At 71.6% G+C, this 17,232-nt stretch carries 20 protein-coding genes and 1 pseudogene; 13 read left to right on the forward strand and 8 right to left on the reverse strand.

The annotated features are described in order from the left end of the window. Window positions 1-3: 3 nt before the first annotated feature. Window positions 4-993: a translation initiation factor 2 gene (locus tag BZZ08_RS02495; protein ID WP_104630458.1), complete on the forward strand. Its 990-nt coding sequence runs from the start codon at window positions 4-6 to the stop codon at window positions 991-993. Between the two features lie 179 nt (window positions 994-1,172). On the opposite strand, the gene BZZ08_RS02500 is transcribed toward BZZ08_RS02495, so the two are convergent. Then, window positions 1,173-1,679, reverse strand: a complete 507-nt coding sequence (locus BZZ08_RS02500; protein ID WP_342210952.1) for an SDR family NAD(P)-dependent oxidoreductase — start codon at window positions 1,677-1,679, stop codon at window positions 1,173-1,175. Then, window positions 1,676-1,978: a hypothetical protein gene (locus BZZ08_RS02505; RefSeq protein ID WP_342210953.1), complete on the reverse strand. Its 303-nt coding sequence runs from the start codon at window positions 1,976-1,978 to the stop codon at window positions 1,676-1,678. The genes BZZ08_RS02500 and BZZ08_RS02505 overlap by 4 nt, the downstream gene beginning before the upstream one ends. An 84-nt stretch (window positions 1,979-2,062) precedes the next feature. On the opposite strand from BZZ08_RS02505, the gene BZZ08_RS39275 reads away from it, so the two are divergent. After that, window positions 2,063-2,230: a hypothetical protein gene (locus BZZ08_RS39275; protein ID WP_241965338.1), complete on the forward strand. Its 168-nt coding sequence runs from the start codon at window positions 2,063-2,065 to the stop codon at window positions 2,228-2,230. Window positions 2,231-2,779: 549 nt separating this feature from the next. Here the strand turns inward: BZZ08_RS39275 and BZZ08_RS02515 are convergent. Beyond that, window positions 2,780-3,007: a hypothetical protein gene (locus BZZ08_RS02515; protein ID WP_104630461.1), complete on the reverse strand. Its 228-nt coding sequence runs from the start codon at window positions 3,005-3,007 to the stop codon at window positions 2,780-2,782. 372 nt (window positions 3,008-3,379) lie between these two features. On the opposite strand from BZZ08_RS02515, the gene BZZ08_RS38720 reads away from it, so the two are divergent. Continuing rightward, window positions 3,380-4,264, forward strand: coding sequence for an SCO2400 family protein (locus tag BZZ08_RS38720; protein WP_157953306.1), 885 nt, complete (start codon window positions 3,380-3,382; stop codon window positions 4,262-4,264). A gap of 46 nt (window positions 4,265-4,310) precedes the next feature. On the opposite strand, the gene BZZ08_RS02530 is transcribed toward BZZ08_RS38720, so the two are convergent. Further along, on the reverse strand, window positions 4,311-5,252 hold the full coding sequence (locus BZZ08_RS02530; protein ID WP_104630464.1) for a helix-turn-helix domain-containing protein: 942 nt from the start codon (window positions 5,250-5,252) through the stop codon (window positions 4,311-4,313). 140 nt (window positions 5,253-5,392) lie between these two features. On the opposite strand from BZZ08_RS02530, the gene BZZ08_RS02535 reads away from it, so the two are divergent. Continuing rightward, window positions 5,393-6,118 (forward strand): SDR family NAD(P)-dependent oxidoreductase, encoded by a 726-nt coding sequence (locus BZZ08_RS02535; protein WP_104630465.1) that lies wholly within the window; start codon window positions 5,393-5,395, stop codon window positions 6,116-6,118. 248 nt (window positions 6,119-6,366) lie between these two features. Here the strand turns inward: BZZ08_RS02535 and BZZ08_RS40020 are convergent, their stop codons facing one another. Together BZZ08_RS40020 and BZZ08_RS02550 are read right to left on the reverse strand one after the other, a co-directional pair. Continuing rightward, window positions 6,367-6,939, reverse strand: coding sequence for an alpha/beta hydrolase fold domain-containing protein (locus tag BZZ08_RS40020; RefSeq protein ID WP_446750227.1), 573 nt, complete (start codon window positions 6,937-6,939; stop codon window positions 6,367-6,369). Further along, window positions 6,887-7,099, reverse strand: a pseudogene (locus tag BZZ08_RS02550) (helix-turn-helix domain-containing protein); the annotation flags it as partial. The gene BZZ08_RS40020 and the pseudogene BZZ08_RS02550, both read right to left, overlap by 53 nt. A 242-nt stretch (window positions 7,100-7,341) precedes the next feature. Here BZZ08_RS02550 and BZZ08_RS02555 point away from each other — a divergent pair. After that, entirely contained in the window at window positions 7,342-8,451 is a 1,110-nt protein-coding gene (locus tag BZZ08_RS02555; RefSeq protein WP_104630466.1) for a DUF2776 family protein, read from the forward strand. Window positions 8,452-9,380: 929 nt separating this feature from the next. Here BZZ08_RS02555 and BZZ08_RS02560 read toward each other — a convergent pair. Continuing rightward, the gene (locus tag BZZ08_RS02560) at window positions 9,381-9,755 is read right to left on the reverse strand and encodes a fluoride efflux transporter FluC (RefSeq protein WP_104630601.1); all 375 of its coding nucleotides are present in this window, start codon (window positions 9,753-9,755) and stop codon (window positions 9,381-9,383) included. After that, a complete protein-coding gene (locus BZZ08_RS02565) occupies window positions 9,752-10,243 on the reverse strand; it encodes a fluoride efflux transporter FluC (protein WP_104630467.1) in 492 nt (163 codons plus the stop codon). The genes BZZ08_RS02560 and BZZ08_RS02565 overlap by 4 nt, the downstream gene beginning before the upstream one ends. A 129-nt stretch (window positions 10,244-10,372) precedes the next feature. Here BZZ08_RS02565 and BZZ08_RS02570 point away from each other — a divergent pair, with 129 nt between their 5' ends. The 8 genes from BZZ08_RS02570 to BZZ08_RS02605 all read left to right on the forward strand — a co-directional run bounded on the left by BZZ08_RS02570 (window position 10,373) and on the right by BZZ08_RS02605 (window position 17,204). Then, window positions 10,373-11,365 carry an urea transporter gene (locus tag BZZ08_RS02570; protein WP_241965339.1) on the forward strand — a complete coding sequence of 331 codons (993 nt, stop codon included), beginning with the start codon at window positions 10,373-10,375 and terminating at the stop codon, window positions 11,363-11,365. Between the two features lie 58 nt (window positions 11,366-11,423). Continuing rightward, window positions 11,424-11,729: an urease subunit gamma gene (locus tag BZZ08_RS02575; protein WP_104630468.1), complete on the forward strand. Its 306-nt coding sequence runs from the start codon at window positions 11,424-11,426 to the stop codon at window positions 11,727-11,729. 3 nt (window positions 11,730-11,732) lie between these two features. Next, window positions 11,733-12,626 (forward strand): sirohydrochlorin chelatase, encoded by an 894-nt coding sequence (locus tag BZZ08_RS02580; protein WP_241965340.1) that lies wholly within the window; start codon window positions 11,733-11,735, stop codon window positions 12,624-12,626. After that, window positions 12,623-13,072 carry an urease subunit beta gene (locus tag BZZ08_RS02585; RefSeq protein ID WP_104630469.1) on the forward strand — a complete coding sequence of 150 codons (450 nt, stop codon included), beginning with the start codon at window positions 12,623-12,625 and terminating at the stop codon, window positions 13,070-13,072. Before BZZ08_RS02580 ends, BZZ08_RS02585 begins: the two co-directional genes overlap by 4 nt. Before the next feature lies 1 nt (window position 13,073). After that, the gene (gene ureC, locus BZZ08_RS02590) at window positions 13,074-14,798 is read left to right on the forward strand and encodes an urease subunit alpha (protein ID WP_104630470.1); all 1,725 of its coding nucleotides are present in this window, start codon (window positions 13,074-13,076) and stop codon (window positions 14,796-14,798) included. A gap of 5 nt (window positions 14,799-14,803) precedes the next feature. Beyond that, window positions 14,804-15,574 carry an urease accessory protein UreF gene (locus BZZ08_RS02595; protein WP_104630471.1) on the forward strand — a complete coding sequence of 257 codons (771 nt, stop codon included), beginning with the start codon at window positions 14,804-14,806 and terminating at the stop codon, window positions 15,572-15,574. A 66-nt stretch (window positions 15,575-15,640) separates the two neighbouring features. Beyond that, the gene (gene ureG, locus BZZ08_RS02600) at window positions 15,641-16,261 is read left to right on the forward strand and encodes an urease accessory protein UreG (protein ID WP_104630472.1); all 621 of its coding nucleotides are present in this window, start codon (window positions 15,641-15,643) and stop codon (window positions 16,259-16,261) included. 1 nt (window position 16,262) lies between these two features. Continuing rightward, window positions 16,263-17,204, forward strand: a complete 942-nt coding sequence (locus tag BZZ08_RS02605) for an urease accessory protein UreD (RefSeq protein ID WP_104630473.1) — start codon at window positions 16,263-16,265, stop codon at window positions 17,202-17,204. The last annotated feature ends 28 nt before the right edge of the window (window positions 17,205-17,232 follow it).

The raw sequence follows: 17,232 nt of genomic DNA on the forward strand, positions 1-17,232 counted from the left end.
ACGATGCGAGACCGATTTACCGTGGTTGGCCGGGCGACAGGCTGTCATCTCTTCGAAGGAGACGGCACCCGGCCCGTCGACGAGGACAACATCCACGTCAAGTACACCCCCAAACGTGTGCAGTTCCCCGAGGAGATCGCCGCCTGGCGGCGCTCCATCGAAACGGAGGAGGAACGCAAGGAAGCCAGCGGGCTGCCCCACCGCTGGAACAACGCGCGCTTCGCGGTCGAGCGGGTCGTGGTCACCCGTACCCATCTGGCCGAGGACCCCGTCGTCTCCCTCACCCTGCGGGACGCCGACTACTTCGACTTCCTCACCACCTCGCTCAACCTCGACCGACGCCAGAAGAACGGCCTCACACTGCGCCAGCAGTACCTGGAAGGCAGCGACCCGGCCGACGCGCCCTCCTGGATGAACTGTAGCTTCGGCATCAACGTGGCCCTGGAAACCGGCAAGGACGGCAAGATGCTGTTCTCCCGGCGCAGCGCCCAGGTCGCCGGGCCCAACAGCGCACGGTGGAACTCCTCGGCCAACGAGGGCCTGGCCCAGCAGCACGACCTGCCCCGGGACGGCAGCCCGGTCAGCCTGCACGCGGTGGCGCGCCGTGCCCTCTTCGAGGAACTGGCCGTACACGACGGCGACAACACCCAAGTGGAACTGCTCGGATTCGGGCTCGACGTGATCAACCACCAGTGGGCCGCGTTCTTCCGAGCGGTGACGCCCGAGCTCGACGAGCCGACACTGCGCCTGCGCTGGACACGTGGCGTCACCGACAAGTGGGAGCACGACCGGTTCGAGTTCGTGGACGCCCGCCCGGAGTCGGTGCTCGGTTTCATCGCGGACGAGCCGGAGGAGCGGTGGACACCCTGCGCCCCGGCCCTCTTCTACCTCGCCCTGGTGCGCGGCGCCGTCGAGCGCGCCGGCGGCAACCCGGCCGCCCGGTTCGCCGTGGAGCGGGCCGAGCAGACGGTCATGGCGGAACGCGGTCTGTGACTCGGAGCCCCGGTCTGCAACCACCGACCGCGCCCCGCTGTCGGGACGGCACGCGGTCGCCACTCCTCGCCTGAAGGAGCACGGCTCTTCGATCACCTCGACCGGCAACGTACGTGGACCCGAGCCCGACCCCGACAAGGGTCCGAGCTCGGGCGAAGACCGCCGCGTCCGCGAGGCTCCTAGTCGGTGTCGGCGGTCATGCGCTGAACAGCTTGTTCGCCGATTCGGCGGCGAAGCTGGCGCTGGAGCTCGGCGCGGGCGATCTGCTTCTTGAACTGGCCTTCGTAAGCGGCCACCTTGGACAGGCCGACGACGCCGTGCTTGCTGGCCACGTACGCGGGAGCGCCGGGGATCGCGTACAGGCCGCCGTTGGAAGCGACGTTGACGATCGCCCCGCCGCCGTCCTGCTTCATCACGGGCAGTTCGTATTTCAGGCGCAGCCATGTGCCGGTCAGGTTGACTCGCAGCACGCGTTCCCACTCGTGAACCGGCATCTCCGTGAGGATGTGACCGGTCGAGGGTATTCCCGCGTTGTTCACCGCGAAGTCGGGCCCGCCGAACGTTGCCGCGACTTGAGTCACGGCCCGCCGCACGGAGAGCTCATCGCCGATGTCGACGGCCACGGCCTCTGCCCGGCCGCCCTCCTCCGCGATCAGGCCCACGGTCTGGCGGGCGTAACCGCTCACGCCAGCGGCTCGTGGTTGACCCAGACCGCCTTGTACGGGTGGCTGCTCTGCCAGCGCCTGATCAGGTCGACGGCCCCGGGCATGGCGAAGGTCGCGTTCAGGGCGTCGACATCGGCCAGGCGCAGTTGCAGGACGGCGCTGGCGATGGCCACCGGGGCGTGATCGTCGCCCGGGACGCGGATGTGGTGCCGGGCGGCGAAAGACTCGACCAGACCGGACTCCGCCACGAGCTGCCCGAACTCCCTGAGGTACTGGTCCAGCTCACTCGCGGGAATCGGATTGTCGAACGCTACGATCATCGTGTGGTGAATCATGCCTTCAGAGAACAGGCGTTTTCCGGTCCTGTCCAAGACCCGTCGGCTCTCGTTCCATGCCTGACAGGAATGGAACGGACGGTAGTCTTCTCGGTATGCCCGAGCTGGAGACCGACCAGCGAGCTGGAGTACTTCGTCGCAGTGCGATCCGGCGCCCGCCAGGTGGGCATCCTCTTCGGCGGAGCCACCGACCGCGCCGACCACGTCCGCGACGGCGCCTATGTCACCCTGCTGTAACCGCCGTTCGGCGACATGAGCGGCCTGGATCACGAAACCCTGTAGGTCGAAGACCGTGTCGCGGTCCTGCCCCGTTCGCTCGCCCAGCCCGTGCGCGCCCAACCGCGACGGGCACCATGCCGCCCTGAGCGACGAGCAACCGAAGAAGTCGCCGCCCTTCCATGTCCGGACACCTGGCATGCTTGCCGCTGCCGCCTTCGCGTTCCCCTGCTGGTGCGGCCCCTGGTGGTTCGACGGTGCCCACGTCCGCGACACCGATCTCTGTAGGCCGCAGACGACGTCGTCATCACCGGGTTCCGTACCGGCCTTGTCGCTCTGGCGGCCGCTGTCACCGACGGCATGGGGATCTGGTACGCCCACTACACCTACGCACGCCGAGAACGGGGAGCCCATCGACTGGGCTCGGCTGCCCGTGATGGACAAGGTCTGGAACGACACCGGTGCCGACAACGGCGGCTTCGTCCAGGAGGTGACCGCACCTGCGCTGAGCCGCGTCCGTCGGGCCGGCCGTACCATCGGCGGTCGGGCCGCCCTGTTCGCCTTCAATCCCTACGCTGCTGTACCGGGCCCGGCTTCCCGGGGGTCCCCGTTCGGTCGCGTCAGCCCCTCGTCCACGGGCAGGCGCCGGGCCGGCTCCGTCTGGTCCAGCTCGTAATGGTGTCGGCATTCCTCGCACCGCACCCCGTCCACCAGTACGCCGGTCTCCTCGGTCTCCCCGTTGGGGCAGTCCGAGCCGTCCCCGCGCCCCGAACATGCCTGCATTCGCGCATCGGCCATAACGTTGACCGTGCTCCGGGCCCGGACAGGCCGGGGAGTGGGCGTATAGGGGCGCACAGGCGTACTACACCGGTCGCGTCACCCCAAAACCCGCCAATCACCCCACAAGCCAGCCTGACGGACCCTCCCCGCCGACGGTGGCGCCGAAGTGCCGCCTGACGGGCGGCCAGTGGCCGCGGTGCCTCCAGCTGGCCCCTTTCTTCACGCCCATGGAATCGTCGCAGGAGCGTCACACGGGCTGCGCACAGCCTTACGAAAGTCCCGTTAGCGTGACTGGCTGCTCGATCCCCATGTGAATCCCGCGTATTGCAGCCAGGCCGTGGCCCGGGTGAGCCGACGGTGCAGTGGAACAGGAAGACCGGTAGACCGCAGATGGATTACTGCTCCTCATGTCGTCGGCACCTCAACGGCGCCCTGGTGTGCCCCGGGTGCGGCGCCTACGCCCCGGACATCGACCCGCGCGCTGGCGGAGACACCGGAGTCATAGGTGACACAAGTGGCATAGGTGGCATCGGTGAGGCCGCGGGCGCGGGGCCGTGCGCCGCCTGGCCCTCGCCCGCCATCGAGCCCGCCCTCGCCCCCGTATCCGCGCCCGTCCCTCGTGCCGGCACGGGTGCCGCGGACATCGACGTCACGGACGGGCCGCCCACGCGGCAGACGGGGCGGGCGGCCCGTCGCCGCCAACTGGCCCGCTGGAAGAAGAACAAGCGCCGCGCAGTCGTCGCGAGTGCAGTCGCCATCGTCGGCGGCGGTCTGACCATCGCCTCGGTGGACCGGCACTCCGAGCACCGGGCCGAGGCCGCCACCGCCTCGGACAACCGGACCCCGTCCGTCTCGCCGGAGCGGACCCCCGGGCAGGGGCCCCCGACGACCACCGCACCGACCGCCCCGGAGCGCGCACAGGGGCCGGCGCCCGTCTCCGGCCCGGCGCAGCCGCAGGCGCGCCCGTCGACGGACAGTGCCGAGCCGCGGCAGCCCGTAGAGTCCCGGCACCGTTCGACGGCGACGGCCCCGCCGCAGAGCAACGACACCACCCCTTCCGGGACCACCGAGGTCCCGACGACCGCACGGCCCCGGCCGGACACCACCGCCCCGGCCTCCGGCGACACGCCCCCGGAGGACACGGACCCCGCGACGCGGCAGCCGCCGGCCACCTCCGCGCCCGGCGACGGCAGCGACGAGGACGCGCCCCGGACACCACCCGCGGCGGAACCGTCGTCGCCGCAGCTCTGTCTGCTGGTGGTGTGCCTCGGCTGACCCGGGCGTCCCTGCCGTGGGCGGGTGGCGGACCGGCCCCGCACAGCTACGTGGCATCCGTTTCACGAGCAGCGGTCGCGGCGTAGTCGGTCGGGGTCCGGCCGTAGTACGTGCGGAAGACGCGGGCGAAGTGGCCGCTGTCGGCGAACTGCCAGCGGGCGGCTATCTCCGTGACGGTCATGCGCGGGTGCGGTGCGACCAGCGCGCGGCCTGCTTCCTCGAGGCGTCGGCGCCGGATGTAGGTGCTCAGCGTCCGGCCTTCCCTGGCGAAAGCCCGTTGGAGGGTACGCGGGGAGACGTTCAGCTCCCGGGCGAGAGCCGAGGGGGACAGGGCGGGGTCGGTGAGCCGGCGGTCGGCCAGGTCCCGCGCGGCTTGGGCCAGGGCCGGTGACAACAGGGGCTCCACGTCGTCCAGGCCGCCCCCGGCGGCGGCACGGGCCAACTCGGCCAGGGTGCCGCGGGCAGCGTCGACTCCGGCCGGCCCGAGACGGTCCAGCATCCGGCCCACCATGGCGGCGTGCGCCGTCAGCAGCCGCACCTCGGCGGTGTCGCCCGGACCGGAGGCCGGCCCGCCCCGTCCGGGCCGCACCTCTGCGGCGGGCAGGACGAGTACCTGCACGACGGTGTGCGGCGCCGCGGAGAAGTGGGACAGTCTTCCCCTCTGTACCAGCAGGCGACCGGCCGGTGCCGTGTGCTCGGCTCCTCCTGGTTCCTCGAACCGCCAGGTCCCCCGGTGGACGATCCACAGGCGTACGTGATCGTCGGCCCCGACCCGTCGGCCCGCCGTCCGCAGGGCGGCCGCGGTCTCGAAGCGGTTGAACATCATGTCCCGCACCCGGAACCCGCGGGACCGCGCCGAGAAGCCGGACACGGTCGTCCGGCGGAAGGGTGCCAGCGCGAAGGTCTCGCCCATCCGGCTCCGCCACTCGTGTGCGAAGTCGCTGAAGGCGTTCGCGCCGCTCACGTCCGCCGAGAAGGTGCCGCTCATCGTTGTCGCGAATCTCCCGTTCGGGCTGACGCGCCGGTCCGAGGCGCCGAGACCACATGCTTCCTACCGTTGTTCCGGCACGCATCGAAGATCCGACATCCGCGGTCCGGAAGTCGATACAAGGATAACGAGGTGGGGAATTGAGCACGCTCGCCATCGTGGGCGCAGGCCCGCAACTGGGGCGCGCGATCGGCCGGCGGTTCGCCGCCGAAGGGGTCGACGTGGCGCTGATCGCCCGCAGCCGTACGACGCTGCAGGCGGTGGCCGACGACCTGTCCGACATGGGCGTGCGGGCCGAGGCGTTCCCCGCCGACGTGACCGACCGTCCCGCTCTGCACGCGGCGCTCACCGCCGCCGAGGAGCGGCTGGGACCGATCGACATACTCGAGTACTCGCCCGCGCCGTCCCCGGCCGACCTGAGCCGGGCGCCGCTGGTCGAGGCCACGAAGGTCACCGTCGACTCGGTTCTGGCCCAGCTGGACCTCTATCTGCTCGGGGGCGTGGCAGCGGTGCAGCACGTCCTGCCCGGCATGCTGGAGCGCGGCACGGGGACGATCCTGATCAGCAGCGGGGCGGGGTCGGGGCCGATGATCGCCCCGCACGTGGCGAACGTCCAGATCGCCACCGGCGGGATGCGCAACTGGATCCTCAACCTGCACGCGGCGCTGTCCGGCACCGGCGTCTACGCCGCGCACGTGGCGATCGCCGCCTTCATCGGCCAAGGGGGCCACGACTCCCAGCCGCAGACGATCGCCGAAGCCTACTGGCGGCTGCACACCGGACGCACCGAAGCCGAGCTGGTCATCCAGGATCTGCCGGACGACTACCTGGAACGGGGTTTGGCGGACAAGTTCGTCGAGCCCTGAGCCGCCGGCGGCTGCACGGCCGGGCCGGGCCGGGCGGAGGGCGGCCTGCCTGGTGCCGGGCACCGGGTCGGCGAGTTCCCGCCGGCGGGTGCCGGCCTGCTGCCCGGCGCAGGCGTGATTCACGGCCCCGCGGCCCGCGAGATCGCGCCGGACTCGCCCTGCGCGGCGCCGTCACGGCGGCCGCGGTACGGGGTGTGCCCTCGTCGGGTGCGACCAGTGACAACGCGCCAGTGCGTCGCCGCGACGATTCAGGGTCGGGGCGGCGACGGTCGACATGGCGGTGGGCCCGGAACGCAGTGGGTCGGGCATCGACGCGGCGCGGAGGCCGGGAGTCGGCGGACGCAGGCCGCGTCGTTCGCGCCGGTCAGCGCTGCGGTTCCCACGTCGTGATCCAGCGGGGTTCTTACGGACCTGCGGTCTCTCTTGCGCAGTGTCTGCTCAGGTCTCCGGAAGTTCCACACCGTCGACGCAGACGTGGTCCCCTGTGTTGCGAGCTGGGGGCCGAACTCGGCTGCGGCGTGGTCCACCAGCCACCGGGCGGCCGCTTCGCAGTCGTCGGGTCCGGCGGGGGAGGGGTGTTCCGGTGCCAGGCGGTACTCCACGCTCACCACGGCCAGCCGTGCCTGCACGGCAAGCGATGCGCTGAGGAAAGGACCGCACCGCCGTGGGGGAGTGACCCGGGGCCCGCCCGGTCCGCGCGGTGGCCAGCAGCCGTTCGCGTTCCGCCTCACCCAGACCCAGACCGTCCGCCAGAGCCGCCACCGTCCGCCGCTGCGGCGCCGCCCGCCGGCCCCGCTCCAGATCCCCGATACCCCGCACACTCACACCGGACGTCTCCGCCAGACCCTCGATCGTCAACGACGCCGCCAGCCGCAACTCCCGCAGCAAGGCACCGAACGCCACCTGCCCACCGGCCACGCCGCCCCCCTCCCCACCGCCACCCCACCACGCCTCACAGCGACCCGGGTGATTGAAGCGCATACTATCCGGCCACTCACAACCCCGTGAGAACCGGCCAACGACCACGCGTGCAATACGGAACGTGCGATGCGGCACGCGGATACCGGTATGCCGACTGCACCGTGCCGGCGGCACACTCGACGATCACCTCACCGCGCCCCCCAAGGGACCTGAGGAACCGTTGCCAACGGAGCACGCTCACGTGGCGGGAGGGCTCGTGCGGCGTGACCATGGTGCGAAGTGCCGCATCCCCCGGAGCTCACATGGACTACCGAATCAGCGTGCTGTTCCGTGCCATACCGCTGCTCGTGGGAGCTGTGTCGGCCGCGCTGGGGGGATACGTTCTCTCCCACGCCCCGGGGCCGAGTGCGCGAGTCGCGGGACTGGTCCTGGTCTTCCTGGCCGCCATCTGCCTCTGCCTCTTCGCCACCGCGGCGACGATCATCAGGCAGCTCATCGGCCGTTACACGACGCTGGACCGCTGGCTGTACCCGTTCTTCGGCTTCGCGGTCAGCGGTTTCACCACGGGATACGGACTCTGGCTGATCGCGGCCGGTCCTCGCCCGCCACCCGACTTCATCGCCGGGCACGTGATCTTCGGCGTGGCGATGATCTGCGTATGCGTCTCGTGCGTGGCCACGAGTTCCACCCGATTCCTGCTGATCACCGAGAACTCGGCGTTGCCCGAGGGGTCAGCGGCGCGCCGGCCCGCACCGTTCGGACCGACGGCGGTGCGGGCCCTGCTGGCGGTGCCCGCCGTCGCGGCCCTGGCCACCTGGGTCTGGGCCTTCACCCTGCTGGCCGGCGGAGGCGGCGGGGCCGCGAACGACCGCTTCACGGCAGGACACGTGATGGGCGGTCTCGCACTCGTGTGCACCTGCCTGATCGGTCTGGTGGCAAGCATCCTGCGGCAGATCCAGAACACGTACACGCCCCGCGAACGCGCCCTGTGGCCCGGCACCGCGGCGTTCCTCGGAGGCGTCGGCATCGTGTGGGGCCTGATCGTCATCGCCGTGCACACCCGGTCCCCCCAACTCTCCGCCGGATTCGTCGTGATCGGGCTGGGACTCATCTGCTGGAGCATCCTCAGCAAGGTGCTCCTGCTGGCCCTCGTCTGGCGGCGGACCGCTCCTCTGGCGAACCGGGTTCCGCTGATACCGGTCGGCACCGCCCTGCTCTGCCTCTTCCTCGCGGCCTTCCTCTTCGAATCCGCCGACGCCGCGGTCATCGTGGCGGCCCGCGTCCTGGTCGGGCTCGGTGCCATCTGCTTCTCGCTGTTCTCCATCGTCTCCATTCTGGAGAGCGGTACCGGCGGCGACGGGGCGGACGGCGAAGGAACACCGGAGAAGTCCGGGACGGCGGCGGGTCCCTGAACGGCCAGGGGCGAGCGGCGCTCCGCGATCAGTTGTGCTCTTCGTCGATGGTGACGGCGACGCCGTCCTCGACCGGCCGGTGAGGGAGTATCCGGAGCCATGCAGCGGAGCTTGCCGGAGAACAGCGCCGTGGGCGTTCTGGCCGCCGTCGGACTTCCCCTTGGCGGCCGGGACCGGAGCTGTGGCACCGGTGATGTGCCACTGTCGTCCGTGTCCTCTCCCTGACAGGCGGTCAGCATCGTCGTGGCCATCAGGGAGGCGCCCCCGCACGGCCGCCCCGTCGCCGTCACGGCGTTCGATACCGCCGCGTACACCACGCTGGGCGGGCCGCTGCCCGGGACTGCCCTCCAGCGCCCCGGTCCGCGCCCACGTCCACCCACGCCAGGTGCAGGAGGGCGAGTACGGAGCCCAGTGCGGTGCCGACCGCGACGCGAGCCCGATCCGGACGGCGACCGGGAGGTCAGGCTCTTGCGGAGCGGCAGCGGGGCACCGCGCCGTTCCGCCGCGTTGTGCGCCGTGTCGAGCAGGGCGTCGAGCTGTGTCATGCGCGCGTGGAGCGTCATCCGCCGGGGCGCGGGCCCTGACGCGGTACTTCCGCCCCCGCGGGCGTTGTCGAGCGCCGCCCCGCGCTGTGCACGGCCACGTAGGCCTTCCGCCCGGCGACGAGGCAACCGTCCCCGGTGTCCCGCGCGGTGCCACCGGCCCCGGACTGTTCCCCGGCGCCGAGCTGCGTCCGCGCGAACGTCGCGACCGCGCGGAATGCGGCCGCGACTGCCCCGTTCCTCGGGTGCGTACGGTCTCGACAGCCACCCCGACATGGCGGCGGCCCAGGACAGCCCCGCCCCGGCCAGCCAGCCACCCGCACCGCCGTCTGCGCGGGCCCGGCGGGCGGTAGGAAGGCCGCGAGGGCGGCGACCAGGAGGCCGTGCTCACCACAGAGCCTGGGGGACCGCCATGCCCGCGAAGGACAGCCCCAGACCCAGGGCCACCGTCACGAACACATAGCCCGCGGCTCCGGCGATCCGCCGGGCACTCGCCATGGAGTGGACCTCGTTGGAGAACGTCGACCAGGTGGACAGGGCGCCGCAGAAGCCCGTGGACAGCAGCGCCTGACCGGTCTGGCCGAGCGCCCCCTCGGTACCCGCCTGGACCAGGAAGCCCAGGATCAGGGAGGCGGCCATGTTGGCGAGGAACGTGCCCCAGTGGAAGGGGCCCCGCAGGTGCTCCTTCGCCGCCGCACCGATCAGATAGCGGGCCGGCGCGCCGACCGCGCCGCCCGCCAGCACCAGCAGCCACTCCATCAGGACCCGCCCGCCTCTCCGGCCCCCGAGGACCGGCGGCGCACCAGGGCCAGTCGTGCGACGACCACACCCAGGACCACCGCCGTCAGACAGCCCGCCACCGTCACCAGCAGGTTCGTCACGGCGTAGCCCGGCTGGGAGTTCTCGAACAGCCGACGGGTGTCGTCGGTGTAGGAGGAGAACGTGGTGAAGCCGCCGAGGACGCCGGTGCCGAGCAGGGGATTCAGCAGGCGCGGGGCGCCGGTGAAGCGCTCCTTGAGCGCGATGGTGAGCCCGCCCATCAGGAAGCACCCCACCACGTTGATCAGCAGGGTCGTCACGGGGAACGCGGCCTCGCCCGTCCGCCACAGCAGCGCGGCGTCGCTGCCGTTGCGCCACAGGCGGGAGGCCCCGTAGCGCAGGAGGGCGCCGGCCGCGCCGCCGACCGCCACCGCGGCGACCACGGGCCACCGCGTGCCGGTCGTGGTGTCCGGGTGAGGGTGGAGGTGCATATCGCCAAAAAAATGCATATCGTCACACTAGCTGGCATTCGATCATGCGACCTCGTGCGATTGGACGTCAGCTGTCACCGACCAGTCGACGACCCGTCAGGGCCTTCAGCCCTCCGCGAAGGAGTCAGCGTGGCCTCGCAGCCGATCGAGCACGGCGCCGCCGGGTCGCCCCCGCCGCGGTCGGCTGCGGAACACTGGAAGGGGACGGCGCTCGGTGCCCTGCGGGGCGTGGGGCAGGTCGACTTCCAGGCGAGCGTGTGGTGTTCGCTCGTCATCCTCGTCGCCCTGTGGGTGGCGGGCTGGGAGATCGGCCTGTTCGCCACCATCGGCGCAGTGGTCTCCACGCTGACGGCGCGGCTGCTGGCGGTCTCGCACGACTCCCTGACCCAGGGGCTGATGACCTACTGCGGCGTGCTCGGTGGCATCGCCATGGTGGTGTATCTCGGCAACCACCCCTCGACCTACGTCATGGCCGTGTGCGCGGCCGTGACGTGCACCCTGGTCACCGCCGCCCTCGGCAACCTGCTGCGCCCGTTCGGACTCAAGGCGTTCACCGGGCCGTTCTGCCTGGTCTCTCTCGTGATGGTGCTGGGCGCACCCTCCTTCGAGCGGGTATGGCATGGGCCGCCCGAGTCCGCCGTCACCCCCGCCACCCCCAAGAGCCCCTACGTCAGCTGGACGGACCTGTGGCACGGCTTCTTCTCCAACGTCTCCCAGATCTTCTTCGTCGAGACCTGGTACGTCGGCCTGATCATGCTGGCCGGACTCTTCCTGGCCGGGTGGCGTGTGGGGCTGTTCGCCGTGCTGGGCAGCGTCGTCGGGATCCTCACCGCATGGGCGCTCGGCGCCCCGGCCGCACTGATCGGCGAGGGTATCTACGGCTACAACGCGGTCCTGACGAGCCTCGCGTTCGGCGTCGTCCTGCTGCGCCCCACCGGCTGGAACTTCGCCTACACGGTGCTGGCCGCCGCCGCCACCACCGCCCTGACGGCCTCCCTGTCGGTGCTGTTCGAGTCCTTCGGCAGCCACACCTTCACCTGGCCGTTCAACATCGCCACCTGGGTGCTGCTGGCGGCCGTGCCCGTCCTGTCCCGCATCACCCTGCGCGCCGACGGCTCCTGAGACCCCGTCCCGCCCACGACCGCGTCACGCACCCCGCGTCACCGAGGAAGGCAGTCCCATGAACCTGGCCCCCCGAGAGATCGACAAGCTTCTGGTCTACGTCGTCGCGGACCTGGCCCGCAAACGCCGGGAGCGCGGCCTGAAGCTCAACTACAGCGAGTCGGTGGCGCTCATCACCGAGGCCATCCTGGAAGCCGCCCGGGACGGCAAGACCGTCGCCGACTGCATGGAACTGGGCCGGCAGGTGGTCGGCGAGGAGCAGACCATGCCCGGCGTACGGGAGATGCTGACGCTGCTCCAGGTGGAGGCCACCTTCGACGACGGCAACAAGCTCGTCTCCTGCCACGACCCGGTCGGCGGCTGAACCGTGCGCGCAGGCACGGTGGTCGCCGTCTGCGGCCACGAGAGCGACGGCGGACACGCCCTGCGGGACCTGCTGGGCCCCGGGGTCTCCTGCGTGTCCGGCGGCCGTGAACTGTTCCGCCGCGTCCGTGCGTCGCGGGCCCGCGGGGAGCCCGTGTGCGTGGTGCCGATGACACTGGGCCGCGATCCGGAGCTGGTCGCCGACGCCGCCCGCACCCTGCTCGGCCTGACCCCAAAGGAGCGTACGGGGACCGTGCTGGCCGAGCCGTTCGGGACCGCGGAGCACCTGATCGGCTGGCTCAGGGCGGCGGCCACACGGGTGCAGGAGGATCGGGCGCTCCTGGTCACCGCGCCCTCCGGCGACCCGTTCGCCGACGCGGACCTGTTCCGCGTCGCGCGCCTGGTGCGGCAGTACGGCCGGCACCGCACGGTCGAGGTGGCCCTCACCGGGGGCGACCCGGACCCGGCCGAGGGCGTACGGCGCTGCCGGGCCCTCGGGGCGGAGCGTGTCGTTCTGCTCCCGGCCGCCTGGGCGACGCCGCACTTGCCGGACTCCGCGCACTGCGAGCCCGGCGGTCCGCTCCTGACGGCGTCCGCGACGGCGGGCGTCCTCGACGCGCGCGTCGGCGACGCCTGGCACCGGCGCGACCGGCACGGCGACGACGGCCTGCCCCGGGCCCTCACCGCGACCCACGGCCACGGGCACTCCCACAGCCACGGTCCGGACGGCCACGGGCACAGCCACGGCCCCGGCGGTCACGACCACGGTCACTCCCAGCACGGCCCGGCGGACGGTGGATCCGCCAGCGACGTGCTCGGTGTCCCGGCCGCCGCACCCGCCGCACCCGCCGCCTCCTCCGTCCCCCACGTCCTCCCATCCAGCAGGAGCCTTCGATGACACTCCCTCCCCGCTACCAGTACGGCGACGAGCCCATCGAGATCAACGCCGGCCGGCGGACCGTCAAGGTTTCGGTCAGCAACACCGGCGACCGGGCCGTCCAGGTCGGTTCGGACTACCACTTCTTCGAGGCGAACTCCGCCCTGGAGTTCGACCGCGAGGTCGCCCTCGGCATGCACCTCAACATCGCCGCCGGCACGTCCGTCCGCTTCGAGCCCGGCGGCAGCCGCGAGGTCGAGCTGTGTGCCTACGCCGGCACCGGGCGCCTCACCGGCTTCAGCGGCCTCCTCAACGGCAGCGTCAAGTCGCACCCCGCCCGCGTGGAGGCGGTGAGCAGGGCCCTGCGGCAGGGGTTCCGGGGCGCGGGCGGCGAGGCAGACCGGCGCGAGAAGGACGGGCCGGACAAGGGCGGCGCCAAGAAGTCCAAGAAGAAGGGATCCAACTGACATGCCGACCCTCTCCCGCAAGCAGTACGCCGACCTGTTCGGCCCCACGGTGGGCGACCGGTTCCGGCTGGCCGACACCAACCTCGTCGTCGAGGTCGAGAAGGACGTCCGCGAGGGCTCGTACGGCGACGAGGTGGTCTACGGCGGCGGCAAGACCATGCGTGACGGCATGGCATCGAACCCGCAGGCCACCTCCGCGCAGGGCGCCCTCGACCTGGTCATCACCAACGCCGTGGTCCTGGACCCGGTGATCGGTGTGGTCAAGTGCGACATCGGCGTCAAGGACGGGTTCATCGCGGGGATCGGCAAGGCCGGCAACCCGCAGACCCAGGACGCCGTTGACCCCCGGCTCGTCATCGGCCCCGGCACCGAGGTCATCGCCGGTGAGCACCTGATCGCCACCGCGGGCGCGATGGACTCGCACGTGCACCTGATCTCGCCCCAGCAGTGCGAGCAGGCACTCAGCAATGGCATCACCACCCTCTTCGGGGGCGGCACCGGGCCAACGGACGGGACCAACGGCACGACCTGCACGCCCGGTCCGTACAACATCGCCCGCTTCCTGGAGGCAGCCGAGGATCTGCCGGTCAACCTCGGCATCATGGGCAAGGGCAACGGCAGCCTGCCCGCGGCGCTGGACGAGCAGATCGAGGCGGGCGCCGCCGCGCTCAAGGTCCACGAGGACTGGGGCTCCACCCCGGCCGTCATCGACAACGCGCTGGCCGTCGCCGACCGCCACGACGTCCAGGTCGCCATCCACACCGACACCCTCAACGAGGGCGGCTTCTTCGAGGACACCCGGTCGGCGATCGACGGCCGTACGATCCACACCTTCCACAGCGAGGGCGCGGGCGGCGGCCACGCTCCCGACATCCTGCGGGTCACCGGCGAGCCCAACGTCCTCCCCTCGTCGACGAACCCGACACTGCCGTACACCAAGAACTCCGTGGACGAGCTGCTCGACATGGTGATGGTCTGCCACCACCTCAGCCACGACATCCCCGAGGACGTCGCCTTCGCCGACAGCCGGGTGCGGGCGGAGACCATCGCCGCCGAGACCGTCCTGCACGACCGGGGCATCATCAGCATGATCTCGTCCGACTCGCAGGCCATGGGCCGCGTCGGGGAGTCGGTCACCCGCGCCTTCCAGATCGCGCACGTCTGCAAGGAGGCCTTCGGCCCGCTGCCCGAGGACTCCGAGCGCAACGACAACCAGCGCGTCCTGCGCTACCTGGCCAAGGTGACCATCAACCCGGCCATCGCCAGCGGCATCTCGGACCACATGGGGTCGCTGGAGGCCGGCAAGCTCGCGGACATCGTGCTGTGGCCCATGCACTCCTTCGGTGCCAAGCCCAAGATGGTCATCAAGGGGGGCATCGTCTCCTGGGCGCAGATGGGCGACCCGAACGCCTCGCTGCCGACCCCGCAGCCCGTCTACTACCGGCCCATGTTCGCCCAGTACGGCAAGGCCATGCAGTCGACCCACGTCACCTTCATGTCCCAGGCCGGCATCGCGGCCGGGGTGCCGGAGAAGCTGGGCCTGCAGCGCAGGGTGCTGCCGGTGCGCAAGACCCGCACGATCGGCAAGCACAACATGATCCGCAACGACGTGCTGCCCACGATCGAGGTCGACCCGGAGACGTACAAGGTCACGGTGGACGGCAAGGTCGCGACCATCGAACCGGCCCAGAAGCTGCCCCTCAACCAGCTGTTCTTCCTGGCCTGAAGCCCATGTACCGCGACGAGACGACGGAGACGGCCGAGGCGGCCGAGGACGGCGGGACGGGTGGCGCGGACGCGGCGGTGGCCCCCGCCACCGTCCTGGACCACCTCCTCGTCAGCCTGCAACTGACGGACTCGGCGTTCCCCAGCGGTTTCTACACGCTGTCCCACGGCCTGGAGGGTTTCGCGCAGCAGGGCGCGGTCGGCCCCGGCGGTCTGGCCGTACTGCTCCACGACGTCCTCAGGCACGGGGTCGGCCCGGCCGACGCCACCGCGCTGGCCCTGGCCCACCGGGCCGCCGCGGCCGACGACTGGGACACGGTGACGGCAACGGATCACCGGCTGCACGCCACCAAGCTGGGCCGTGAGATGCGGCAAGCGGCGACGCGGACCGGACGTCAGTTGCTGGACCTCGCGGCCGAGGTCTTCGGCGCGCCCGGCGTCGCCCACTACCACCGAGTGGTGACCGAGCGCCGGGCACCGGGCACCCAGGCCGTCGCCGCGGGCGTGGTGTACGCGGCGACCGGGGTGCCCGTGCGGCAGGCCGTCGCCGCCGACCTGTTCGCGTTCTGCGTCAGCTTCGCCGGAGCGGCGCTGCGGCTGCGGCTGACCGACCACCGGCTGGCCCAGGTCCTGCTGCGACAGGCTGCACCGGTGATCGAGGAGACCACCCGCGCGGCCCTGGACCGAGGGCTCGACGACCTCGGTGCCACCACGTTCGCGGTGGACATCATGTCGGCCCGTCACGAGCGGGCTCCGGCACGGCTGTTCGCGAGCTGATCACGCATCCGACCCACCCGCCGGCCGCGACGCCCGGCGGGCCAGACCAGGAGAAGAGGAAGAGAAGTGAAGGACAACGTACTGCGCGTGGGGATCGGCGGACCCGTCGGATCGGGGAAGACCGCGCTCATCGAGGCCCTCGTGCCGGTCCTCGTCGAGCGGGGCCGCCGGCCCGCCGTCGTCACCAACGACATCTACACCCAGGAGGACGCCCAGCACGTCCGCCGCACCCTCGACGGAGTGCTCGACGGCGACCGCGTGGTCGGCGTCGAGACGGGCGCCTGCCCGCACACCGCCGTGCGCGACGACCCGACGATGAACCTGGCGGCGGGCGCGGAGATGCTGGAACGCCACCCCGACGTCGACGTGCTCCTCTACGAGAGCGGCGGCGACAACCTGACGCTCACCTTCAGCCCGGCCCTGGTCGACGTGTTCGTCTTCGTCCTGGACACCGCCGAGGGCGAGAAGATGCCGCGCAAGCGGGGGCCGGGCATCACCGACTCCGACCTGCTGGTCATCAACAAGATCGACATCGCCCAGTATGTGCGGACCGACCTCGGCGTCATGGAGTCCGACGCCCACAAGGTGCGCGGCGACGGCCCGGTGGTGCTCACCGACTGCCTGACCGGCAAGGGCGTCGACGAGGTCCTCGCCTTCCTGGAGTCCCGGCGCAAGGTCCTGATCTGACGTGCCGGCCGTTCGCGACCGGCTGGCGCCGGAGTACTACGAGCCCGACCGGATCCCTCCGGAGGTGGCGGCGTACTCCGCCGCGCCCGAGACGCTGGGCCCCGGTTCGCCGGCCAAGGTCGGCGTCCTGGACCTCGGCTTCGTCCGCCGCGGGGAGCGCACCGAACTGGTCGAGCGGTACCAGAAGACGCCCCTGGAGATCATGCGCCCGCTCCACGTCGACCCGGCGCTGCCCGGCATGGCCTTCACCTACGTGATGGCGACGGGCGGCGGTGTCGCCCAGGCCGACCGCTACCGCCAGGACTTCCGGTGCGGCCCGCACACCCAGGCGCTGTTCACCACGCAGGCGGCCACGAAGGTCTACCGGATGGAGCAGGACTACGCGACGCAGCTGGTCCGGCTGACCGCCGCCGAGGGCGCGTACGTCGAGTACCTGCCCGACCCGCTCATCCCCTTCCGGGGGTCGCGCTTCCACCAGAACGTCGTGCTCACCGTCGACGTAGACGCCACCGTCGTCTACGGGGAGGCGGTCACCGCCGGCCGGATCGCCCGCGGGGAACGGCACGCCTACACCGTGCTGACCAGCGACCTGGAGATCCGTCGGCCCGACGGGACCCTGCTCGCGGTGGACACGCTGCGGCTCACCCCCCGGCGGCCGGGCGGGGTGGACGGCCCGGGCGTCTTCGCCGGGCACGACCACGTCGCCTCCCTGTTCGTGGTGAGCGGACGGCGCCCCGCCGCCGAGATCGCCGACGCCCTGCACGAGTCCCTGACCGGCCGTGAGGTGCTGCACGGGGCGAGCGTGCTCCCGGACGACTGCGGGGCCTGGGTGCGGATCCTCGGGCACGAGGGGCCCCGGGTCACCGAGGCCGTCCGCGCCGCCTGGGACGCCGTACGCCGGCTGCTCACCGGTCACCCCGCGCCCGACCTGCGTAAACCGTAGTCCCGCCGCCCCCGCTCAGGAGACCGTG

Origin of the sequence: Streptomyces sp. MH60 (assembly GCF_002939385.1) — a bacterium.
GTDB lineage: Bacteria > Actinomycetota > Actinomycetes > Streptomycetales > Streptomycetaceae > Streptomyces.